Origin of the sequence: Streptomyces sp. NPDC001933, from assembly GCF_042890955.1 — a bacterium.
Taxonomy (GTDB): Bacteria; Actinomycetota; Actinomycetes; order Streptomycetales; family Streptomycetaceae; genus Streptomyces.
Window position 1 is genome coordinate 1 of sequence record NZ_JBIASS010000037.1, and the last position, 21,772, is coordinate 21,772.

Annotated in this window: 22 protein-coding genes and 3 pseudogenes; 14 read left to right on the top strand and 11 right to left on the bottom strand. The window is 69.0% G+C overall.

Annotation, left to right across the window (positions count from 1 at the left end; all coding sequences use genetic code 11):
* Nucleotides 1–126 (bottom strand): annotated as a pseudogene (locus tag ACFYY7_RS41120) (glutamine amidotransferase); the annotation flags it as partial.
* An 8-nt stretch (nt 127–134) separates the two neighbouring features.
* Between ACFYY7_RS41120 and ACFYY7_RS41125 the strand changes: the two are divergent.
* The 3 genes from ACFYY7_RS41125 (at nt 135) to ACFYY7_RS41135 (ending at nt 3,750) form a co-directional block, all read left to right on the top strand.
* Nucleotides 135–557: a hypothetical protein gene (locus tag ACFYY7_RS41125; RefSeq protein ID WP_388670322.1), complete on the top strand. Its 423-nt coding sequence runs from the start codon at nt 135–137 to the stop codon at nt 555–557.
* 645 nt (nt 558–1,202) lie between these two features.
* Entirely contained in the window at nt 1,203–2,237 is a 1,035-nt protein-coding gene (locus tag ACFYY7_RS41130; RefSeq protein ID WP_388670209.1) for a hypothetical protein, read from the top strand.
* Between the two features lie 64 nt (nt 2,238–2,301).
* A complete protein-coding gene (locus tag ACFYY7_RS41135; protein WP_388670212.1) occupies nt 2,302–3,750 on the top strand; it encodes an amidase in 1,449 nt (482 codons plus the stop codon).
* Between the two features lie 782 nt (nt 3,751–4,532).
* Here ACFYY7_RS41135 and ACFYY7_RS41140 read toward each other — a convergent pair.
* The gene (locus tag ACFYY7_RS41140; protein ID WP_388670215.1) at nt 4,533–5,156 is read right to left on the bottom strand and encodes a hypothetical protein; all 624 of its coding nucleotides are present in this window, start codon (nt 5,154–5,156) and stop codon (nt 4,533–4,535) included.
* A gap of 303 nt (nt 5,157–5,459) precedes the next feature.
* Between ACFYY7_RS41140 and ACFYY7_RS41145 the strand changes: the two genes are divergently transcribed.
* Together ACFYY7_RS41145 and ACFYY7_RS41150 are read left to right on the top strand one after the other, a co-directional pair.
* Nucleotides 5,460–5,699 (top strand): helicase associated domain-containing protein, encoded by a 240-nt coding sequence (locus tag ACFYY7_RS41145; RefSeq protein WP_388670218.1) that lies wholly within the window; start codon nt 5,460–5,462, stop codon nt 5,697–5,699.
* Nucleotides 5,700–5,820: 121 nt separating this feature from the next.
* Complete coding sequence (locus ACFYY7_RS41150; RefSeq protein ID WP_388670221.1) at nt 5,821–6,246, top strand: hypothetical protein; 426 nt, start codon at nt 5,821–5,823, stop codon at nt 6,244–6,246.
* Between the two features lie 212 nt (nt 6,247–6,458).
* Here ACFYY7_RS41150 and ACFYY7_RS41155 read toward each other — a convergent pair whose 3' ends face one another.
* The 3 genes from ACFYY7_RS41155 to ACFYY7_RS41165 all read right to left on the bottom strand — a co-directional run bounded on the left by ACFYY7_RS41155 (nt 6,459) and on the right by ACFYY7_RS41165 (nt 9,396).
* Nucleotides 6,459–7,286, bottom strand: coding sequence for a PhzF family phenazine biosynthesis protein (locus ACFYY7_RS41155; protein WP_388670224.1), 828 nt, complete (start codon nt 7,284–7,286; stop codon nt 6,459–6,461).
* A gap of 151 nt (nt 7,287–7,437) precedes the next feature.
* On the bottom strand, nt 7,438–7,656 hold the full coding sequence (locus tag ACFYY7_RS41160) for a hypothetical protein (protein ID WP_388670227.1): 219 nt from the start codon (nt 7,654–7,656) through the stop codon (nt 7,438–7,440).
* A gap of 729 nt (nt 7,657–8,385) precedes the next feature.
* Nucleotides 8,386–9,396, bottom strand: coding sequence for an alpha/beta hydrolase (locus tag ACFYY7_RS41165; protein WP_388670230.1), 1,011 nt, complete (start codon nt 9,394–9,396; stop codon nt 8,386–8,388).
* A gap of 96 nt (nt 9,397–9,492) precedes the next feature.
* Here ACFYY7_RS41165 and ACFYY7_RS41170 point away from each other — a divergent pair, with 96 nt between their 5' ends.
* Together ACFYY7_RS41170 and ACFYY7_RS41175 are read left to right on the top strand one after the other, a co-directional pair.
* Nucleotides 9,493–9,873, top strand: coding sequence for a MerR family transcriptional regulator (locus tag ACFYY7_RS41170; RefSeq protein ID WP_388670233.1), 381 nt, complete (start codon nt 9,493–9,495; stop codon nt 9,871–9,873).
* Between the two features lie 67 nt (nt 9,874–9,940).
* On the top strand, nt 9,941–11,206 hold the full coding sequence (locus ACFYY7_RS41175) for an MFS transporter (protein WP_388670236.1): 1,266 nt from the start codon (nt 9,941–9,943) through the stop codon (nt 11,204–11,206).
* Nucleotides 11,207–11,237: 31 nt separating this feature from the next.
* Here ACFYY7_RS41175 and ACFYY7_RS41180 read toward each other — a convergent pair.
* The 3 genes and pseudogenes from ACFYY7_RS41180 to ACFYY7_RS41190 all read right to left on the bottom strand — a co-directional run.
* Nucleotides 11,238–11,471: pseudogene (locus ACFYY7_RS41180) on the bottom strand (transposase family protein); the annotation flags it as partial.
* A 396-nt stretch (nt 11,472–11,867) separates the two neighbouring features.
* A complete protein-coding gene (locus ACFYY7_RS41185; protein ID WP_388670239.1) occupies nt 11,868–12,308 on the bottom strand; it encodes a DUF6896 domain-containing protein in 441 nt (146 codons plus the stop codon).
* A gap of 263 nt (nt 12,309–12,571) precedes the next feature.
* Nucleotides 12,572–13,660, bottom strand: coding sequence for a serine hydrolase domain-containing protein (locus tag ACFYY7_RS41190; RefSeq protein ID WP_388670242.1), 1,089 nt, complete (start codon nt 13,658–13,660; stop codon nt 12,572–12,574).
* A gap of 787 nt (nt 13,661–14,447) precedes the next feature.
* Here ACFYY7_RS41190 and ACFYY7_RS41195 point away from each other — a divergent pair.
* Nucleotides 14,448–14,642, top strand: a complete 195-nt coding sequence (locus ACFYY7_RS41195) for a hypothetical protein (RefSeq protein ID WP_388670245.1) — start codon at nt 14,448–14,450, stop codon at nt 14,640–14,642.
* Nucleotides 14,643–14,942: 300 nt separating this feature from the next.
* On the opposite strand, the pseudogene ACFYY7_RS41200 reads toward ACFYY7_RS41195, so the two are convergent.
* Nucleotides 14,943–15,797, bottom strand: a pseudogene (locus ACFYY7_RS41200) (transposase); the annotation flags it as partial.
* A 94-nt stretch (nt 15,798–15,891) separates the two neighbouring features.
* Between ACFYY7_RS41200 and ACFYY7_RS41205 the strand changes: the two are divergent.
* The 4 genes from ACFYY7_RS41205 (at nt 15,892) to add (ending at nt 18,161) form a co-directional block, all read left to right on the top strand.
* The gene (locus tag ACFYY7_RS41205) at nt 15,892–16,464 is read left to right on the top strand and encodes a winged helix-turn-helix domain-containing protein (RefSeq protein ID WP_388670302.1); all 573 of its coding nucleotides are present in this window, start codon (nt 15,892–15,894) and stop codon (nt 16,462–16,464) included.
* Nucleotides 16,380–16,946 carry a transposase gene (locus tag ACFYY7_RS41210; RefSeq protein ID WP_388670304.1) on the top strand — a complete coding sequence of 189 codons (567 nt, stop codon included), beginning with the start codon at nt 16,380–16,382 and terminating at the stop codon, nt 16,944–16,946. Before ACFYY7_RS41205 ends, ACFYY7_RS41210 begins: the two co-directional genes overlap by 85 nt.
* Nucleotides 16,947–17,019: 73 nt before the next feature.
* Nucleotides 17,020–17,172 carry a hypothetical protein gene (locus tag ACFYY7_RS41215; protein ID WP_388670248.1) on the top strand — a complete coding sequence of 51 codons (153 nt, stop codon included), beginning with the start codon at nt 17,020–17,022 and terminating at the stop codon, nt 17,170–17,172.
* Nucleotides 17,173–17,186: 14 nt separating this feature from the next.
* On the top strand, nt 17,187–18,161 hold the full coding sequence (gene add / locus ACFYY7_RS41220; protein WP_388670251.1) for an adenosine deaminase: 975 nt from the start codon (nt 17,187–17,189) through the stop codon (nt 18,159–18,161).
* A gap of 208 nt (nt 18,162–18,369) precedes the next feature.
* Here the strand turns inward: add and ACFYY7_RS41225 are convergent, their stop codons facing one another.
* The gene (locus ACFYY7_RS41225; RefSeq protein WP_388670254.1) at nt 18,370–19,089 is read right to left on the bottom strand and encodes a DJ-1/PfpI family protein; all 720 of its coding nucleotides are present in this window, start codon (nt 19,087–19,089) and stop codon (nt 18,370–18,372) included.
* Nucleotides 19,090–19,235: 146 nt separating this feature from the next.
* Between ACFYY7_RS41225 and ACFYY7_RS41230 the strand changes: the two genes are divergently transcribed.
* Both ACFYY7_RS41230 and ACFYY7_RS41235 read left to right on the top strand, forming a co-directional pair.
* Nucleotides 19,236–20,207, top strand: a complete 972-nt coding sequence (locus tag ACFYY7_RS41230) for a GlxA family transcriptional regulator (protein ID WP_388670257.1) — start codon at nt 19,236–19,238, stop codon at nt 20,205–20,207.
* Between the two features lie 566 nt (nt 20,208–20,773).
* Nucleotides 20,774–21,448 carry a GNAT family N-acetyltransferase gene (locus ACFYY7_RS41235; RefSeq protein WP_388670307.1) on the top strand — a complete coding sequence of 225 codons (675 nt, stop codon included), beginning with the start codon at nt 20,774–20,776 and terminating at the stop codon, nt 21,446–21,448.
* Nucleotides 21,449–21,552: 104 nt separating this feature from the next.
* On the opposite strand, the gene ACFYY7_RS41240 is transcribed toward ACFYY7_RS41235, so the two are convergent.
* On the bottom strand, nt 21,553–21,702 hold the full coding sequence (locus ACFYY7_RS41240) for a hypothetical protein (RefSeq protein WP_388670260.1): 150 nt from the start codon (nt 21,700–21,702) through the stop codon (nt 21,553–21,555).
* Nucleotides 21,703–21,772 lie beyond the last annotated feature (70 nt).

Genomic DNA, 21,772 nt, shown 5'->3' on the forward strand with positions numbered 1-21,772 from the left:
GAGCCGTGCGAAGACCTCGCGGGCGAACGCGACCGGTTCGGTCGGCCCGGCCGTAATGAGGTCGCCGTCCGTCACCGCGTCCGCGTCGACGTAACACTCGCCGCCCTTGCACCCCGTGGCGGTGATCTCTGCTCGTGCCCAAGCGCACCGGCCGCACAGGCGGGACGGGGCGATGGGCCGCCGGGCGGGCCACCCGCTCGTTCGACACCATGCAGGTCGTCGCCCAGACCACGGCCCCGCTACCCGCGCGCCCGGGCTGGGCACCGGAAACCTTCATGGAAGGCTCCGACCTCCCCTTCGAGGACCTCTTGGCGGCCGACCCCCGCTTCACCGGCGCCGCCGCCCGTCCCGTCATCAAACCCGAAACACTCGTCATCGACCACGGCTCGCCGTTCATCTCCGCGGGCTTCACCCGCGCCTGCCACAGTCTGGGCATCGAAGTACACGAGGCACGGCTGCGCACCACCATCGACAAGGCCATCGTGGAGCGCGCCACCCGGCTTCAGCCAGTACTAGGTGTTCTGCCGATGGAGGTTGGTGACAGGGTTCACGGTTGAATGATCTTGAAATGGGTGAGGGCCTTCTGGCCTGGTGTGGATTGCGACATCTGCACCGGCGACCAGCAAGGCACTCGTGCCTCACCGTAATGCACCCCTGCCCGAGAGGACCTGGGGTTCAACGGTCTGACGACGCTGCCCGAGTCGTTCTACGCGCTCACCGAACTCGAAGACGTCACCATCGACTTCGGCCTTCTGAACCCGCCCGTCCGGCAGCGTCTCGCCGCCCTCGCCCGCAGCGAGCCCGACAACCCCACCCGCGACTGGATCCGCGCCGTACAGGTCAAGCTGTTCCTCAAGGCGGACCGTACGGACGACGCCTACCAGGCCGCCAACCGGACCCTCGCCCGCCGCCCGGACTTCCGCGGCCTCGCCGACGTAGCCGCCTCAGCCGGCTACCGGACCTGGCGAGGCGACGCCGCCTGACGGCGCGTTGAGGCCGGCCGACGGCTTCCCGTCGGCCCACCACCGGTGCCCGCCGCGTGCGGCACCACCGGAACAAAACCGCAAGAAGACCTCAAGATGAATGGAGCAGAGCGTTGATACACGACAGCCTGGCGATCCTCCGCCGCGCCGCCGGGGACGGCACCGTCACGCTCTCGGCCATCGGAGCCTGCCTCGGCCGAGGCCGTAGCGAACCGGGAAATGGGCCTTGCGCCGCACTTCGGAAGCGTCAACTGGACGGCGCCGCCCAGTTATCGGGCCTTCCTCGCCGAGCACAACACCTTGAGCTGTGGACGCGAGACGGACGGCGGATCGGCGGAGTTCACCATCGTCGATGACAAAGCCATCGCCGAGCTGAACACGGATCTGGTGCACCTGCCCGAGCATGTGGGCCGCGGGGACGGCCGCTGGCTGTCCACCAACCATCTGGTCGGATTCGGCGTCGACAGGGGCTACGAGGCGGTGTGGTGCTTCGATGTCACCCAGCCGGACGCGGAGGGCGAGTACCCGGTCTACTACCACCACCAGGACGCCCGGGAGGGGCTCGCACGCTATGCCGATGGCGGCGACTGGGAGTTCGCGGACGAGGCACGGCCGGACTATTCCTCGTTCGCGGCCTGGCTGGGCGCGATGAGTGCCACGTTCACCGCACGCCGGCCGCCCAGCTGGTTCCAGGATCTGGGCGCGCCGTTTCTGAGGTTCCACAACGCCGCGCGCCCGCCGAACGCGGCCTGCGAGCCGTGCACCAGCAGATCCTGCGCACTTCGCCGCCACCGGAACCGCCGCGATACAGAGATGCTGCAGACGGCCGGGGCCGGAAGGAACACGACCGAGGTGCTGGCGGACTGGCCGCAGAGGACTTCCTCACCCTGGACCGGGCAGGGAACATCCACGGCGCCTCGTCCTGCGCCACCCCCACCCGCTGTCTGCTGCGACGCGCTGAACTTCTTCACCGACGCCGAGAACGCTGGCGCCCGGATGTCCCTGGCCGTGTGGTCGATCAGCCGGAGGCGGAACACATTGCCCGGCAGACGTTCGGGCCCCTTCTGCTGCCGTAAGCGCCCCGAGCGTCCTCGGGCCGGGTGGGGGGGCCTCCCGTTTCTCGTGACCATTCCCGAGCCCGTCGGCCTCCAGTCGCTGCCCAGAGTGCTGGACAAAGCCGCTGCTGAAAGTGAGAAAGGCCACACCCCGACATGGTCCCCCGCGTCCGCTAAGGTCGACTTAGACCCGCCCTGAACTGGGATTTTGCGTCGGCCACAGCAATGTGATCGCCGCGGGTCTGGCCTTTTCTGGAGATTGCATGACCGATCTAGCATTTCGCTCCGCAGGTCAGCTCGCTGCCGCAGTCGCGGCGAAGGAGGTGTCGAGCGTTGAGTTGCTCGACCACTACCTCGCCCGTGTGGAGCGGCTCGACCCGAAGGTGAACGCCATTGTCGCCCGGGACGAGGAGGGTGCGAGGGCCGCAGCGCTGGAGGCCGACCGCACGGTCTCGCGCGGCGAACCGCTCGGCCGCCTGCACGGCGTCCCTGTGACGATCAAGGACAGTCTCGAAGTTGCGGGCATGCGGACCACCGGGGGTTCGGCTCGCTGGGGGGAGCATGTCTCGACGAACGACGCCGAGTCGGTCGCACGGCTCAAGAACGCGGGAGCGATCGTGTTCGGCAAGTCCAACATGCCGCCGGACGCCCGGGACTGGCAGACCTACAACGAGGTCTACGGGACCACGAACAATCCGTGGGACCCGACCCGCGGACCCGGCGGTTCGTCCGGCGGGTCCGCCGCGGCAGTCGCCGCAGGGCTGACCGGCCTGGAGCTCGGCGGCGACACGGCAGGCTCGATACGGGTGCCTGCCCACTTCTGCGGCGTCTACGGGCTGCGCACGTCATTCGGGATCGTGCCGAGGTACGGGAGCGTCTCGGGACATGCTCCTGGGACGCTGGCGGATTTCGACATGGCGGTACTCGGCCCGCTCGGCAGGCACGCCGACGACCTCGACCTGGGTCTCGACGTCCTCGCGGGAGCGGACCACGACCGCGCCCCGGGATGGCGGCTGGAGCTGCCCCCCGCCAGGTCGAGCACCCTGCGGGAGTTCCGGGTCGCAGCATGGCTGGACGACCCGTTCTGCCCCGTCGACAGCGAGCTGGCCGCGATCATGCAGACCACGCTGGAAGCGGTGCGGGCCGAGGGCGCCGTCGTGGTCGAGGGCAAGGGACCGGTCGGGCTCGAAGAGACGATGGCCCTCTACCAGCCGTTGCTGATGGCGCAGAGCGGGCTGGTCGAGCCGGACGAGTCGTATGCCGGGCTCGTGGAGCTCGCCTCGGCGGAAGGGGACGCGGGCGGGTTCGCGTCGGACCTGACGCTCCGCTTCCGTGACTGGCACGACCTCGACGAACGTCGGCAGCACTCTCGGCGCCGCTGGGCCGAGTTCTTCCGCGACGTCGACGTGCTCATCTGCCCGGTGAGCCCCACGGCCGCCTTCCCCCACGACCACCGACCCGACCCCGGCTGGTCGGTCCGGACACTGCGGGTCGACGGCACCGACCGGCCCTATCGCGAGATGCTCACGTGGATGGCGCCGTCGTCGCTCAACCATCTGCCCGCGGCGGTGGCACCTGTCGGGACGACCCGGGACGGGCTTCCTGTCGGCATCCAGGTGATCGCCCCCTACCTGCACGACCGCACCGCGGTCCAGTTCGTGCGGTGCCTTGCGAAGGTGATCGGCGGGTTCCGCCGGCCGCCGGGATTCTGAGAGCCGCCACCGGGCTGCCGGCCTGTGGCGTAGCGGCGGGCGACCTGGCCGCCGCGTTCTCGCCGTGTGCGGAGCACTTCCCTGGCCGAGGGTGCCTGCGGGCAGGCCGGGTCGGTCGTGGTCAACCCCCGTCGCAGATCGCGGGGGTGCCCCGCCAGGCCCGTCGATAGGGAAGGTGCAGTCTGCGGTCTGTGACCGGACAACCTGGGCTGCTACTCCTCGCACCGGGGCCGCACCACCCCCGGGACGCTGTTGGTCAATTCGGTCCCGCGCGTGACGTCGGCTTTCAAGACCTGGTTGTGGTCTTGAAGGCCGACGTTGTCGCATGGGTGTGGTGCGGGGCCGGCTTTGTGGGCGGCGCGGACGTCGTCGACGCTCGTGTCGGCGACGTCCCGCGACCAAGTCGGGAGAACGGGACTCTCCCCGGGGCCCTACCCCCCGATTCGGCATCCTTCGGGGTGGCGTCACCGGTGACGCCCCCTTCTTCTTCGGCTTCCGGCAGGTCCCCTCCTTGCACCGCTGCTCCTCGCGCTTGGCGCCCTGAACCCTCAGCGTCTCGTCGTACGCGGGCCGCTCCCTGGGCCGGGGAGACCTGAAGCGGCTGGCAGGCGCTCAGGGGAGGTGCAGGGCGGCCTACGCGGCGAGACCGATGTTGGTGACGTACTCGTACTGCCCCCCCACCGCGCCCCCGGGCGCTTCCTTCGGCCTTCGTCGGTTGGGCAGGCGGAGGACCGGGAGTCTGAGCCCGGGCCTGGTGTCCGGCTCAGTGCCGGTCCGCAGGCTCAGGCTGCCGAGGCCTTGACGCCGCCCTTGCCCCGGTAGTCCGGGGTCTGCGTCTTCTTCTGGGACTGCTTGTGCTGCTCGGTACGTGTCGTGGTCGTGGCGGTGGTTGTCTTCTTCTGGTCCCGGAGCTTGGCGACCCGGTCGGTGACGCAGGTGTCGTACCCGCCGCACTCCGTACGCGCCTGCTGGTAGAACGGGTCCGCGTTGGACTTGTCGGCGACCGCTTTCGCGGTGTCGATCGCCTTTTGGGACTTGATCAGCTCAGGAGCGACTTGGCGGGTGGCGTCCTGGGTGAATCCCTTGGAGGTGTCGAAGCCGCGGAAGAGGACCTCGATCTCGTTGTTGTCCTTGATCTCGTTGTAGTCGTCGATGATCCGTTTCGCCAGAGCCGGGTCCTTGCGTGCCTGCTCCAGCAGCTGCTGGTTCCTGCGGTCCAGGTGGGCCGCGTAGTCCTGGCTGATGCCGTCGGCGATGACCCCGGCAATGGCGTCAGCCATCTGATTGGTGCCCGTGCTGCCCCGGAACCCGGCCTTCGGGGTCTTGAGACTGCTCCACCCCTTCCAGGACATCGCGGGGTCGGTCGTGCTGGTGGTTCCCTTCGGCGTCACCGTGGGCCCGGTCACGGTCGTGCTCTTGGTCCCCTTCGATGTGGTCGGTGTGGTCGATGTGGTCGTCGGGTTGGTGGAGCCCGGTCCCTTCGGAGGCTGCTTCGGGTCGCGCGGTGTCGTCCGCGTGCCGCCGATGTCGCCGTCGTCGTCCGGCGGTCCCTGGAGCCGGCGGCGGTCGGCCTCGGCCTCGGCCAGGTTCGCACGGCCGTGTCCAGCTGCTGCAGCTTTTCCCGGCGGTCCGGACGGGACTTCTTCGTCTCTTCCTCAAGACTGGTGCACGAGTACGTCGATCGGCCGGTACGAAGGACACAAGACGATATGTGGGCACTCAACCTTGCGGCCGCACGTCAGTTCAATGGCCGTGAGGGGCACTTGCGGGTACCTCGCAAGCACGCCGAGCACGTGGAGTTTGAAGAAGGCATGGGAGGTCGTCAGGGCGGCGCTGAAGGGGTCGTGGTGGTCAAGCTCGGCACGTGGCTCGACAACGTCCGCAAACGGGCCGACAGGCTCACCGGGCATCGCCGTGGGGATGTGGATGCCCTCGGTATGCGCTGGTAGACGCGGGCGCGGCAGGGGAACGCGCGAGGGGCGGGCACAGAGTGCCCACACCTGTCAGAGAAACGGTGCCGTGGAGGGCGCGGCGGTCTGAGGTGAGGGCGTAGCGGCGGGCGGCGAGGGCGTGGTCGGGGTCGATGCCGATGTCGTTGCAGAACCGGGTGAGGGTGTCGGTGGCCTGGTCGTCGGAGAGGTAGGCGGGGGCGACTTCGAGGAGCAGTTCCCCGACCTGGTAAATGTGGGTGGCAAGGTCGCCTACGTGCTGATCCCACCCACCGCCGGCGCCAAGACCCTCGCCCTGGAATTCGCCCGCTACCTCGGCATCCCCGCGAGCGGGCACATGTCCCAGGCCCAGATCGTGAGCACGCTCCGCCGCACCTACACCGTGGCCGGCGTGCAACTGGTGATGATCGAGGAGATCCACCGGCTCAACCACCGTACGAGGCGCCTGTCGCAGGCATATGGACGGTGCGGTTTCCGTCTATGGCGCCAGGGCTGTTCCGGGTACAGCCGCTGCCGTTCGAAGCAACCGCTTCCTGCTCGGAGGTAAACCGGTCATCGCCTGCGTGGCGGCCAAGGTCACCGGCTCCGCATCGCCGGGCTGCGGGGCGATCCCGGGGGCCGGCCGCCACGGATCCGGATCGGGTGAGTCCTTCAGCAGGCCGTCGGACTTCACGTCCAGTGCGATGCCGAGGGAGTCCAACACAACGATGTTGGCCTCGCTCGTCCCATCAGCGTGGCTGATCCCTGGGAATCGGTCAGTTACGTGTGCAGGGTTCCGTCGAGAATGGTGACCGCGTACCCGGTGAGATGGACGCGGTCACCGAGCACGGCGGTCCTGACAAGCCCGGTGCGCGCGGATACCTGCAGGCCGGTGAGTACGTTGCGGCCGATCCGCGCCGACCAGTAGGGGGCCAGGGCGGTGTGGGCGCTTCCTGTGACCGGATCCTCGAGGATGCCCTCGGCGGGTGAGAAGAAGCGGGAGACGAAATCGTACTCCAGGCCGGGTCCGGGCGCCGGGGCCGTGATGATGACGCCGCGTAGGCTCTCACGGCGGGTGAGGTCGGCTATCGCGTTGAGGTCGGGGGTCACGGACCGGACGGTGGCCTCGTCGGGCAGGACGGTCAGCAGGTCACCGAGCGCACCGGTACGGAAGGCGGCCTCCGGCTTCACCCCCAGGGCCTCCGGCAAGCCTTCCGGCACCGGGACTTCCGTGCCGGGCGCGGCTGGGAAGTCCAGGGTGATGCTGCCGTCCTCGTGTGCATGCGCGGTGAGGATGCCGCTGAACCGGCTGCGGAAACGCAGCGCGCCGACAACCCCTCGCTCCCGCCGCAGCGTATGCGCCGTGGCCAATGTGGCATGGCCGCACAGATTGGTCTCGACGAGCGGAGCGAACCAGCGGATCTCCCAGTCCGCGCCGTCGCCTGCGGGGAGCTGCCGCGCGAAGGCGGTCTCCGAGTGATTCATCTCGGCAGCAATACGCTGCATCCAGGCAACTTCAGGCCAGTCTTCGGCATCAAGCAGGCACACGCCCGCAGGGTTGCCGGCGAAGGGCCGGTCGGTGAAGGCGTCTACGATGTGGATACGCATGGCGCGACTGTATCGGCACCAATCGCAGCGAAACCAAGTCCAATTCGAGATAAGTGGACTGTTTTTCAGTTCTGAGTCCCCACTCGTAATCCGATCCTGCCGAAGGTCGGTGCCTGGCCGATCTGCTGGGATGGGCCGACAGCCGCGCCGCCTATGCTCCCGGTACGGCTTTCGCCGCCGGCTGCTGTTGTACGGCCTGCCTGGCCACCAGCACCGCCGGCCTCACCACCCCGCCGGCCCGGACCGTACCGCAGCCGATCCTCGAGTCGGCGGGGTTCCACGCGCGCATCTCGACGACCTGGTCCCCGAAAGGCGCGAGGAACGGTGCTCCGGTGCGTCCGGTCACCGTCGGATCGACGTACCCGTCCATGGCCAGGTCACGCAGCCGACTGTCCGGGCGGTGAGCTGCGCCGCCGCATCCTGACCCCGCTCGTCGCCGCCGTCGAAGACGGTCTGGACCGCGGTGACTTCCACGACTGCGCCCCCAGGGCGTCGCCACCATCGCCATGGCATTCCTCGACGGCCTGACCAACCAATTCCTCACCGGCCCCGATGCCCCGTCCCTCGACGACGCCCGCCGCCTGGCCGGACACCAACTCGCACGCAGCCGGCCACCACATCACCCTCCCCTTCCCCCAACCCCCGCCCAGCCGGGCCACCCCCGCCGCCACGCACCACGAGCCCCCTCACCCCCACCACCAACACCTGAACACCCCGAACCGGATGCAGCCAGGCCCGGTGAACTGCTTCACGACGCCATCGGAATCGCAGACGCGCGCCCGCTGACCACGGACGAATGCTGGGCAATGAACAGTTCCGCCCGTGATGCAACCGTCCCGGCTGCGGTCGGCGAGGCGGTTTTGTGAAACCTCCGTCGCGAACGAGGCCTGAGTCGCGCCGTCCTGGGGGGTGCTGTCCGTACTCGTCGGCATTCGGGCCCGCTGGAGTGCGTGCACGCCTCCCGAACTGCCCGAGAAACGCTGCGCCTCGTCAGGCTCTGGCTCAGTTTCTGTGAAGTGGAGCCGTTCCTTGGTGCCCGACGGCGGGCAGACCGACACGACAGCGGTACGGAGCGCGGTTCCACCCGATATCGGTTGGGCTACAGGCATCCACCCGCTGCCGGGGGCGGGTTCAGGGCCCGGTTGAGTGCGGTCATGCGGTAGTTGGTGATGCGGGCGCTGAGCTCGGCGTCGGGGGCGAGCAGTTCGCTGGCGTGGATGCCGCCGGGGTAGACGTGGAGTTCTACGGGGACGCCTGCTTGCATGAGCCGGTTGGCGTAGGCGATGTCTTCGTCGCGGAAGAGGTCGAGGTCGCCGACGTCCAGGTATGTGGGCGGCAGTCCGCTGAGGTCCTCGGCCCGGGCGGGCGCGGCGTAGGCGCTGACGTGGTCGGTGCCGAGCCTGTCGCCCAGGAGGGACTGCCAGCCCTGGATGTTGGCGGCGCGGTCCCAGATGCCGATGTCGGTGATCTCGTGGCTGGACGGTGTCGTGTTGCGGTCGTCGAGCATCGGGTAGGGAAGCATCTGGAAGGCCAGGTGAGGGCCGCCGCGGTCGCGGGCGAGCAGGGCGACGCCGGCGGCCAGGCCGCCTCCCGCGCTGCCGCCGTAGAGGGCCAGTCTGCCGGGGTCGACACCGAGCGCGGAGGCATTGCGGGACATCCACAGCAGCGCGGCGTAGCAGTCCTCGACGGGGGCGGGGTCGGGGTGTTCGGGTGCCAGGCGGTATTCGACGGAGACGACGACCGCGTCGACCGCTTCGACGAGGGGCAGCACCTGCCGGTGGTCGGTCAGGATGCTGCCGGTGATCATGCCGCCGCCGTGGATGTACAGGATGCCTGGGAGGGGCGCGGTGTTCTTGCTTTCTGTGGGGCGGTAGACCCGTATGTTCACTTCTGGGCCGTAGGTCGGGCCGGGCACGGAGAGGTCTTCGTACTGCACTCGGTCATTGGGCGGCAGCGCCGCGAGGGCTGCCTGATTCATCTCCTCGTACAGCTTGCGCTGGCGCGGGATGTCGAAGTTGATGAGACCGCCTGGTCCGGTCAGCGTGTGCAGGTTCCGCAGACCCTGGTGGATCTGGGGGTCGATGCGGTCGGTCGTGCTCGGGTCGGACATGTGGGTGAGCCTTTCCTTTCGGAGGTCGAGGTGCAGTAACGTAAAACCCTCACGTGAGCGTGAGGGTCAAACGGAAGACGTTGTGAGGTGGGCCACATGAAGATCGGCGAGCTCTCGCGGATGACCGGTGTCAGCGTGCGCGCGCTGCGCTATTACGAGGAGGAGGGGCTGATCCGGCCCGCCCGGGGCAGCAACGGCTACCGCGACTTCTGTGACGGGGCCGACGAGGTGGTCCGGCAGATCCGCGGGCTGATCGAGTGCGGGCTGCCCACCCGGATCATCCGCGACATCCTGCCGTACCTCGACGGCCCGTCGGATCTGCTGCCGCAGGTCCCCTGTGCGCAAATGCTCGACCAGGTGTCTGCCGAGCGGGAGCACCTCGACAGTCGCATCCGGTGCCTGACCCGCAATCGCGATGCCGTCGACGCCTATCTCCGGGCCGCCCGGAAAGCGGCCCGCGCGACCGTGGAGGCGTGAGGGCGGGCGATGGGGCCCGGATCCGGATTTGACCCTCACGCAGACGTGAGGGTTTTAGCCTCCGGGCATGACCTCCGACACTCACTCTCCGCGTTCTACGAATCGCCCGTCCACCACTGCGGGTTGGCCCCTGAGTGGGCTCCTGGTGCTGGCCGGATCCGCGTTCGTCACCATCCTCACCGAGGCTCTGCCGGCCGGATTGCTGCCCGCGATGAGCGCCGACCTGGGCGTGAGCGAGGCGCGTGCGGGGCTGCTGATCACCGTCTACGCACTGGCCGCGGCCCTCACCGCGATCCCGATGACCGCCTGGACTCTGATCCTGCCCCGCCGCACCCTGCTGCTGGCACTGCTCCTCGGCTTCGCTGCCACCAACGTGGTGACGGCGATGTCCACCGGCTTCGCCCTGACGCTTGCCGCGCGGGTCTTCTCCGGGGTGTTCGCCGGCCTGCTGTGGGCCATGGTCCCGGCCTACGCCGCGCGGCTGGCCCCGCAGCGCAGCGGCAAGGCGATCGCCACCGCGCTGGCCGGCATGACCGTCGGGCTGTCGCTCGGTATTCCGGCAGGTACCGCGCTCGGCGGACTCATCGGCTGGCGCGCCACCTTCGGGCTGCTCACCGTGCTGGCCGTGGCCCTGGCCGCCACCGCGCTGTGGCATCTTCCGCAGCTGCCCGGCGAGACGGCGAACCGCGGCTCCGGGCTGATGCGCACAGTCCGTACGCCCGGAATCCCTGCCATCAACATCGCGTCGCTCCTGATGGTCCTCGGGTTTTACGTGCTCTACACCTACATCGCCCCCTTCGTGGAACAAGCGGAGCTGGCTGTCGGCACCGGCGCCGTGTTGTTCCTGTTCGGGCTGGGCTCCATGGGGGGCGTCTGGCTCGCCGGAGCCACCGCCGACCGCCGGCTGCGCGCCGCCACGGTCGGCCTGCTGGCCTTGGCCGCTGCGTGCCTGGCGGTATTCGGCGCGGTCGGGCAAAGCACCGTGGCCGTGGTGCTCGGTGCGGTGCTCTGGGGCGTTACGCATGGCGGCATTCCGACCCTGACGCAGACCGCGGGGGTGACGGCGGCCCCGTTCGATGCCGACACGGCCAACTCCCTCTGGGTCACCGGCTGGAACACCGGCATGGCCGGCGGCTCCCTGCTCGGCGGCGCCGTCCTGGACAGCGCCGGGACACGGGCCCTGCCGTGGACGGCCTCCGCCCTGCTGGCTGCCTCCGTACTGACTGCCGTGCTCGCCCGGCGCGACGGCTTCCCTTCCCCCGGCCGCATCCATGCCCGTGACCGCGATCGCGCCCAGCAGGGCTCTGCCGTCACTGCCGCGCCCGAGAGATGAGGCGGGGGCCCGCCCCGGCCGGGCGCGGGGCCTCGACGGCTTCGCGGACGTACCGGTACACGGCCGCGATCCCGATGCAAAACCCGGCCGCGAGGCGGGCGTAGGTGTCACCGCACCGCAGGTGCGCCAGGACGAGCAGGGCCTGTCGTCCCGGCGCCAGGCGCCGCCAGCGCGAACCGATCTCCCGACGATGTGCGGACAGCCGGCTGGCAACGTGCCACAGGTGAGTGTTGGACAGATCGATCGCCGACGGGCAGACAAGCACGCGAAGCTCCTGGTGAGCGGTGGATCTTGGCCGTGACACCGTCTGCCAGGAGCTTCGTCATTCAGCACAGCCGGGATTCCTCAACCCGACCAGCCCGTCAGCAGGTTGGAAAAGGCTCACTCCTCCGCGACGGACGGGCCTATGAACCCCTGCCACCCACCGCACTCGCGGCTTGACAGGCCGCGTTACTGAGGTTTTCCGGGTGGAGTCGGTGGTACGAGGGTCAGACCGGTGGCGGTGAGGCAGCCGTTGATCAGGTGGGGCCGGAGCTGGATCCTGCGTAACTCGCGGCGGAGGACACGGTCGAGGTCGTCAGGTGCGGGCTGACCAAGCTGAGACGGAGTAAAGGATCAGTCGAAGGCTGCTCTCACGTCAGCTGAACTGCGGAAACGCCGATCAACTTCGACTTGCGTTCGACGCCGGGCCTTCGAAGGTGTCTCGAAGCGGCCCTGCCGCAGTGAACCAACCCGGCCTGACCTCGGTCAGTACGTCCTCCAGTCCCTCGACCGCTGAGCGCAGGTCCTCCGCCAAGGGGTCAACAGGCGTCGGCAGACTCTGGCCGAAGAGGCGAAGGCGCCAGAAGTCGAAGATCTCCGTTCCATCCGCGGCGAAGTCCACGTCGATGTCGATCCCTTCCGGGCTTGCCAGTCGACAGCCCACCCCGTGCACCGCATACGAGTAGCCGCCGACGTCGCCGCGGCGGCTGATCTCGCCGGAGTGGGCAAGCACGAGCAGGTCCGCTAGCCGATTCAGCGAGGGCACGGACTTCCGAACCGCAGCGCGGGCAGCGCCGAGAGCGCCGACGAAGCCGAGCACCAGGTCCCGTGCTGCCAGCACCTGGTGTCTTGACGCACCCTCGCTCCCGGACTCCCGCAACACACCCTCCGGGCCGCTATCAGATGATCTGGGTTGGGATTTTTCCACGAGCCCAGCTAGGCCATGGTTAAACGACAAGCTAAGGGCTGTCGACCCAGTTCAACCTGTCTGCCCGGAGCATCGTGTGCTTGTCTACCCATCAGGGCTCGATCTTTCCAGTTCCACCCTTCGATGCCTGTCCGGTCTGCTGAGCGCCCGGCGTCGCGAACGCGGCACGCGGCTGTTCAGTTGCCGACCAGGGCGTCGTGGATGGCCCACCCCACGTCGCCGGCGCACCAGCTGATGTTGCCGAGGACGGCGACGTCCAGGCCTTGTTGCGGGTAGTGATAGAGGCGGGCACTGGCCCCGTCCTCCTCGCCCGTGTGGCCCCAGCGGACGATGGTTCCTTCGTCGTCGAGGATGTGGGTGAGGCCGAAGCCGTACATCCACCGGTAGCCGCGGACCTTCTCCTCACGCTCGTCGACCTGCGGAGTCAGCGCCAGGCGCGTGGTCTCCTCGTTCAGCAGCCGCCTGTGGCGCAGTGCGTGGGCGAAGGCCGTCAGATCGGCGGCGCTACAGGTAGCCCCTCCGTCGGCGGCGGCCCCGGGGGTGGTTGCGTAGTGATTGGTCCGGTACGGGGTGGGGCTGCCGGCGGTGGTGAGGTATCCCTCGGCAATGTCCGGCCCCAGGTCGTCCAGGGCCGGGAATCCTGCCGCGCTCATTCCGGCACGGGCGAATACATCGTTGGCGATGACCTCCTCGAAGGATCGGCCGGTCACCGATTCGATGAGCAGGCCGAGCAGGATGTAGCCGGCGCCGTTGTACAGATGACGCTCCCCGGGAGGGAAGTGGGGCTGCTTGCCGGCAAACAGCGACAGGTAGTCCTTGTTGCTCCGTAGCAGGTAGAGCGGGTGGGAGGAGGTCAGGGCGGCCCATTCGGCCTCCCAGTCGTCGCTGCCCTCCTCGAACCAGTCGCCGATGCCCGCCGTCATCGTCAGGGCGTGGTGGACCGTGACACGCGGATCGAGCTGGGGCATGTGCTCTTTCACGAAGCCCACCAGCGCGTCGTCGAGGCAGACCTGCTTCCGCTCGACGAGCTGCAGGACGGCCACCGCTGTGAACATCTTGGACACCGACGCCACCCGGAATCGCGTGTCGCACGTGTTCGGTATGGACCACCGCCGTGACGCCATCCCGAACGCACGGGTGAATACCGGCTCCCCATGACGCGTGACCCGGACCGTGCCGGAGAACCCCTTCCCCTGCGCCACTGCGGAGACGGCCTCCTCCAGGCAAACCGGATCGAATCCGTCAGCCCTCGTCACGATCGTCACCGCAGACCCCTCACAGAAGAAAGTTCACCAGTCATCAGTGATGATGATCGTCACCAGTCCGCCTGCGAGCAACCGCTTTACCCTGACCGCACGCGCCGCGGCGAGAGTGTCACCCAACCCGGGTCGGCCGCCGGTCCGTTGACCACGACGTACATTCCGTCACCTCGCGGATCGCGTGTCGTCGGTATCCCCTCCGGCCCCGCGGTTGAGCAAGCCACAACGCTGCCTTCCGAGCCCGCAACCGCCCTCAGTCGCCCCCCGCCCTCATGAGTAGATGACGACATGGGATGCGCCACCACCCCACCTGCTTCGGGCGCGACGTCATCAGAGCCCGAGAGTCACCTGTCATGTGTCCTGCTCGGCAGCCAGCGCCCAGACAGACCATGCATCCCGGCCCAGCGCCTGGTGAGCTGTTCCGAGTTTCGCGGCTGGTTTGTGTGGTTTCAGGCGGCGTTCGCGGTCGCCTGGCATCGGCATGCTGGGCTTCGAATTCCTCGGGCGGGAGGTAGCCGAATACTGAGTACAAGCGCTCGGTGTTGTATCAGCCGACCCACTGCTCGATGCCGGTTCGGGCTGCGAGCGCACGGGCGAGGCCCGCCTGCGGCGGGAGGGCGGGCGCCGACCCGGTGCGCAAGGGACGGCCGTGGGGTCTGCATGACCACTGTGCCGTCGTGGTTCCCGATCGGCCGCGGTAGCCACCATCGTCCTCGGCCTCTTCGTTTCTCGCGACGGAGAATCGTGCGGTTCCGCGGGAACTCCCACGGGGCAGCCAGCATCTCCAGTGATCATGAGGGAACGCGTTGAAGCACTGAGTGGTACCGGGGTGGCCCTGGCCGGCGGATTCGTCGGGCTGCTGGGATGGGCCGCAGATGCCGAACTCCGGGCGCGCGCCGGATTCGAAACAGGGCCGGACTGGAGCGTGCTGCACGCGGAGCTTCCGCTGACCGTTCTCGTCGGAGTGGTAGCCGCATTGTCAGCGTAGTTGCTGCCCCGACGGTGGATGATCGGACCGTCCGTTGTCGGGTACGCAGGACTCCCCGAGTCAGTGCCGGACCACAAGCCCTAAGGGGTCCCGCTCCTCGGTTCCTGTCTCGGTGGAGAGCATGCTTCACTCGCCGAAGTTGCCTCGACTGCAAGGAAGCGTCTCGTTGGATCGGAACCCCACCTGTTGCTTCTGCTGGCTTATCGTCGACCTCGAACAGGACGGGGAGGCGCAGGAGCTCCGGCTGGGCCTGGCGCACTCAAGTAAGGTGCGGCAGCTGGTCTACTCTCAGCTTGGCGTTTATCCTCGGCGGGCTTGGTGTTCCTTGATCGATTCGGCGCGTTTGACCGTCTTGCCGACATCGTGATGCCTGGCCCGGTTTTTCTTCTTCGAGCCTGCAGGCCGTCCCGGCCCTGGCCGGGACGGTTTCGGCGCGGCCGCGGGCCGGGCCGTGGCCGCGCGGACGTTGTGAAACCCCCGCCGCACCCGGGCGGGGGTGAGCCGGCGGGGCTCGGTCGGTCGTTCCCAGGGACGGCGAAGGTCCTCCGCGAGTGGCCGGGCCAGGCGGAGCTGGGTGTGGGCGGCGATGATGAGCCAGGTCCACAGGTCGGCGGTGTCCGCGTGACGGACCTTCGGGGCGGTCCAGCCGAGCGTCTGTTTCATGAGCCTGAAGGTGTGCTCCAGGTCGAATCTGCGGAGGAACGACTGCCACCAGCGCTCCACGTCCGCCGGGGTGGCGGCGGTGGCCGAGCACCACAGCCAGACCGGTTTCGGGTCACGGTCGCCCGGCATGCGCTCGACCTTCAGGCGGATCAACGCGCCGTGCAGAATGGGCAGTTCCTCTTCTGCGTGCTCCAGCCAGGGGCCGCGGTGGGTGAGCCGGGGGTGCATCCGGTCCCAGGCTCTGGCCTCGGCCTTGCCATAGCGGGTGGTGTCCGTGACCGTAGTGACGTCGGGTTCGTGCCAGCTTTCGGGCTTGGCGAAGGTCAGGGCGCCGCCGTGCCGACGCGGCCGTCCGCCCTTCGGCCCGCAGCGGACGGGACCGGGGTCGCGGAGCATGACGCGGTCCGAGCGCAGGCGTCCGACCAGGACGACGGGCAGGTCCGCCAGGGCGTGGGAGAGGTAGGTGACGTCGTAGCCGGAGTCCATACTGACTTCGGCTCGTTGGGGTGAATCTGCGCGAAGTCCCTGAAGGGCCTGGAGTGGTGGCTGTATCCCGTGGTGTGTGAGGTATGCGGATGGGGGCGGGCTGACCGCCGCGGGACGTCGGCGCCGGGAGACGGTGCGTATGCAGGCAGCCGAGCTGTTCGAGCAGAGGATCAAGCCGCCGGAGGCCGCGCGGCGGCTGCGGGTGAGCCTGAAATCGGCCTACCAGTGGCACCAGCGGTGGCGGGAGGGCGGTGTTCAGGCTCTGGCCTCCCGTGGTCCGAGCAGGTCGCGATGCCCCCTGTCCCCGCGCTGCTTGGAGAATCTGGCCGTGTATCTCCAGCAGGGGCCGGCCGCGCACGGCTGGGTGGAGGACCAGGTGTGGACGGCCGCTCGGGTGACCACGCTGATCGGCAGGAAGTTCCACGTCTCCTACAGCATCTCGGGTGCCACCCGGCTGATGCACCGGCTCGGGTTCTCCCCGCAGGTCCCCGCCCGGCGGGTCGCCGAGCGCGACGAGCAGGCCGTCACCGTGTGGAAGGAGGCGACCCGGGCGGAGGTAAAAGGGCGAGGGCGGCCTGCGGGGGTTACATCTGCTTCGAGGACGAGGCAGGCTTCACCCGCAGACCGCCGCGAGGCCGGACCTGGGGCCGACGCGGCCGCACCCCGGTCGTGACGGTGAGCGGACGGCGCTCGGGACGCCTGTCGGTGGCCGGGCTGATTGCGATGCGGCCCGGCTCCCGCACCCGGCTCTGCCACCGCCTGCGCACCCACCCCTCGGGCAAGGGCAAGCGCCGCAGCATGAGCGAGCGCGACTTCATCACCCTGGCCGACGGCACCCACCAGCTCATCAAGGCACCGATCGTGCTGGTGTGGGACCGGCTCAACACCCATGTCTCCCGCACGATACGAGAGTTGATCGACGCACGGGAATGGCTGACGGTGTTCCTGCTGCCCGCTTACTCGCCCGACCTGAACCCGGTCGAGGGGGTGTGGGCGCACGTCAAACGCAGCCTGGCAAACCTCGCCGTCGTCGCCCTGGACAGGCTCGAAGTCCTCGTACGCAACCGGCTCAAACGCCTTCAATACCGGCCAGAAACCCTCGACGGCTTCATAGCCGGCACCGGCCTGGCCCTCGACCACCCAGCCTCACCCTGACGAGCTGAAGTCAGAAACGGAGCAGGAAGAAGCCCATGTCGACATCGCTGTGGGCGACGAAGCACGCTGCCAGATGCTCATCGACCGACGTGTGGCCGCGCCCGCTCCCAACATGACCCTGGTACGCCGTGTCGACGAGGCCGGCTTCAAGAAGCTCCTCTTCGACACCGTCGCAGCACCGGTCCCGGTCCCGGCGTCCGCGCCCACCATCCCCGCGACCCCGTGAGCTGGAAGCAAACGATGAACATCCTCTCAAGCACACCCACACCGCGCTACGAACTCCACTGCCATCTGGACGGATCCGTGCGTCCCGGCACGGTCGCAGACCTGGCTCGCGAGCAGGGCATCGTGCTGAATAGACCCGTCGAGGAACTGGTCGTCGCCCCGGCCAACTGCGACAGCCTCACCACTTTCCTCACCTACATCGACACCCCTCTGCAGGTGCTGCAGACCCCCGACGCGCTCACCCGAGCCGCACGCGAACTCGTCGAGGACTGGGACGCCGACGGCGTGGTCCACGGCGAAGTCCGCTTCGCACCCCAGTTGCACGGCCGCGAGGGGATGACCCTCGACGAGGCCGTGCAGGCAGTGGCCGAGGGCCTGGCCGCAGGACGTGAGACGACAAGTGTGCGTACAGGGCTGCTGCTGTGCTGCCTGCGCCACCAGAACCCCGACGGGAGCGTCGCCGTCGCCGAGACCGCGCTGCGTCAACGCGAGCATGTCGCCGGACTCGACCTCGCCGGCGACGAGAAACGTTTCACCGCCCGCTCCCACCGCGCCGCCTTCGACCTCGCCCACGCAGGCGGCCTCCCCTGCACCGCGCATGCGGGGGAGGCCGCCGGGCCCGAGAGCATGTGGGAGGCGATCGACATCCTCGGCGTCCGACGCATCGGTCACGGCGTCCGCTGCACCACCGACCCCGCGCTCCTCGACCGGCTGCGGGCCGACCGCATCGCCCTGGAGATGTGCCCCACCAGCAACGTGCAGACAGGCGCCGTACCCACCCTCGCCGAACACCCGGCCGCCCGCCTGCTGGCCGACGGCCTCCCGGTCACCATCAGCACCGACACCCGCACCACCTCCGCCACCAACCTGAAGCGCGAGTTCGACGCACTTCGGCACAGCGCTGGCTGGCACGCGGACCAAGAGGCACTGGCACAGAGAAACGCAGCCCGTGCTGTCTTCGCCGCGCCTTCCGAACCCAGCACGGCGTAACAGCACCTCGGGACACGCGAAGACGCCCGTGCCGCCGGGGCATCCCGGCGGCACGGGCCCCACAGGCCCGGTCGCCGGGCCGCGACACAATTCCGGGTGCCGTGTCCGCCTCCTCCGGCCCGGCCGGGTCTGGGCTCCGACCTGGCCATCGGGCCTCATGACCACTGCGCCGTATGCCTTCCCCCTCCCGCCCAGCAGCCCACGGCGCTCAGTTACTCAGGTGCGCCAGCAGGGCAGGGTGGTCGGTGAGAGCGTTCTGGAGCAGCTGTCGGGCGAAGGGCGCGTACTGGCCGCTGTCGGCAGCTGTCCAGTCGATCGGGCCGAAGGGCGGCTCGGGGTCGTACTCGATGAACAGCTGGACCATGCGCGCGACCTTGTTGCCGGCGAGGCGGCCGACAAGGTGCAGTGCCATGTCGATGCCGGCCGAGACGCCGGCGGCGGTGATGAAGTGCCCGTCCTCGACCCAGCGCCGGGTGACCGGCGTTGCCCCGAAGCGGGCGAGCAAGTCGCGGTACATCCAGTGCGTGGTGGCCTGGCGGCCCTCCAGGAGCCCTGCCGCCGCGAGCAGTAGCGAGCCCGTGCACACCGAGCCGACGATCTGTGACCGCGCCGCGGTCTCGCGTAGGTTCCCCAGCAGATTCTCGTCGGCCATCGCGGCAAGGGTGGGGACGAGGCCGCCGGGCACGATCATTGTGTGCGGATCCGCTATTTCCTCGAAGGTGTGACTGGGTACCAGGGACAGCGGGGTGTCGCTTCCTATCGGCTCGATCCGCTCGCCGATCACGACGGTGCGGTAGCCGGGAACCAGATCAGCCAGCGCTGCGAAGACCTGCAGCGGGCCGACGATGTCCAGCGGCGTGAGGCCCGGGTACAGCACGAAGACAATGGTTTTCACCGGGGCCGACGGCACGGGCGAGGTTTCGGTCATGACAGGACTCCTGAATGTCGGTGGGTGGCCGGTGGCCGGCCTGACCACCCTCACCCACCACCGCAACCAGAGACGGGAGCCTCTGGACTCTATGTCCGGAATCCTGGGATACCTGTCCTGCAGACGGATTCGGTAGGGTCGTAGGCATGACGACAGCTGTCCGCCACCGCGTGGTGGTCGTGGCCTACGACGACGTCGAACTCGTTGAGGTCGCCTGCGTGACCAGCGCCTTCGACGGGGCGAACCGCCTCGGTGCGAGTCCGCCCTACGATGTCCGCCTGGTCACCCCGGAGGGCCGCCCGGTGCGCTGCTCCTCAGGACTGGTCCTGGGTGCGCAGGCGGCGCTGGAGCGTACCCACGGACCGATCGACACGCTGCTGGTCGTCGGCGGGCCGGGCCACGCCGCGGCGGCGCAGAACACCTGGCTGGTCGAGCACGTGCGCCACCTGGCCGGAATCAGCCGTCGGGTCGCATCGGTGTGCACGGGCGCCAGTGTTCTGGCGGCGACCGGGCTGCTCGACGGCCGGCGCGCCACGACCCACTGGGCGTACGCGCACGACCTCGCGCAGCGTCACCCGGCCGTCCAAGTCGACCCCGCGCCGCTGTACCTCCGCGACGAGCACGTCTGCACATCGGCCGGGGTCACCGGGGCGCTCGACCTCACCCTCGCGTTCGTCGAGGAGGACCACAACCCGGCCCTCGCCCGGACGCTGGCCCGGATGATGGTGACCTACCTCCAACGGCCCGGCAACCAGGCCCAGATCAGCATGTTCGTCGACGCACCGGCTCCGGAACACCGGACCGTGCGACGGACCGTAGAGCACATCACCGGGCACCTCGACGGCGACCTCAGTGCCACCGCGCTCGCCTCGTACGCGGGAGTCAGCGGGCGTCATCTGGCCCGGCTGTTCCTCGACCACCTCGGACAGACACCGGCCCAGTTCGTACGGACCGCCCGAGCCGAGTCGGCCTCACAACTCCTCGTCTCCACAGCGCTGCCGCTGGCATCGATCGCGAGGCGCTGCGGGTTCAGCTCCGCCGAGACGATGCGGCAGGTCTTCCTGGACCGCTACGGGACCACACCCAGCCAGCACCGCGCGGTCCACAGCTCCGCGTGAGCCGAACCTGCAACGCGAGCGGCCGGCCCCGAACGTGATCGCTACGCGAACCAGCAGTGGACGCCTCGCCCCTGGCCGTTTGCCCCTGGCCGTCGGCACTTCTGACGAAGGCAGCCGATTCACTCACGGTCTCGTCAGCGGTCTCGGCCTCGGCCACCTCGCCGTCCCCCGAATGCTGTTCGACCCACGATGCGGCAACGTCACGCAATCGGAACCGCCCGGCTCCACCGCGATGCGCGATACCGGAACCGAAACCCTGGCAAACCATCACGCTTCGGCCGCGCCCGACCGATCGCACGCATGCGCTACAGTTGATCTTGCCGGTTCACCGAAACTCGCGGTGACCGACGATGCGTTGGTGGTCCAAGGAAAGACGCTCCACTTCCCGTGGGGAAATGCAGGTGCAAGGCTTGCCCGAGCGCTCGCTCACGTAGCCCTTCCCTCCACCGGGAAGGGCTACGTCACGTTCCCCTGATGCGACGCCTGGAGAGGGCCACCTGAGCCCTGCCCCGCCTTCGCCGCCAGGACCCGCTCGCGACGGGGAATCTCAGCCCCGTGGTCGAACCATCGCCGACTTCGGCGTCCTGACGCTGCCCGCGTTCCGTGGGAACGGCCACGGTCGCCATGTCGTACGTGCCCTCGCCCGGCATGCGCTCTCCCGCGGCCACGAACCGCAGTACCGGTGTCAACTCGACAACCACGCTTCCGTCGCGCCGCACCGCGCCGGTACGACGAAACCAGCGATCTACCGGCGCTGGGGCACCCTGCCGGACCTGGCGCTCGACGCCCTGACCGCCCGTCTGGGCCGGCTCAGGGCACCCAGTAGCGACTGCACGATCTGCGACCTCAGCGACGCGATCAAGCTGTATGTTGCCGCGTTCCAGCGCATGCCGCCGGAGGCGCTCGCCTCGCTGCTCGCCGACTGCGGAGACGACCCTCAGCGGCGGGAGGACTTCATGGCCGCACTGTTCGACCCGCCACGGGCCGCTGTCGGCCAGGTGCTCGACGGCGCTCTCGCACGCGGAGACCTGCGTGACGACGTCGACCGCGGCCTGCTGCTCGACCTGCTCGCCTCACTCGTCCACGACCGCGCGCTGTTCGGTCACGCCGTGACCAGCGACGACGAGGTGGAACAAGCCGTGCACACCCTGCTGCGCGGAGTCGCCGTCGACTACCCGAAGCTGGTGGAGATCAGCCGCAAGAAGGACGGGGACCCGCAGATCCACCACCGTCACGCGTGAGAACAGTGACCCGGGCTGTTGAACGGCCCCGGTTCTCGAAGGCTCTGCGGGTCGGGCGGCCCCGCAGAGCGAGCTTCGAAGAGCAATGCCTTTTGCGGGCCGACCTACGGCTGCAACGCGACGCCGGCCTCGCGGAGCAGGGCGGCGAGGTCGTCCGGGATCGGCATGGGAGTGTTGATCCCGACCCGGGTACGACCGGTGCTGCGGGTCGGCCCCGCGGAGACGCCCGTGGACCTCTCGGTCCGCGTGGTCACCTCTACCCCAGCCGTAGTGGTGCTGCGGGCCGAACCCGCAGAGACGCCGGCATGGCTTTCTCCCCTGGAA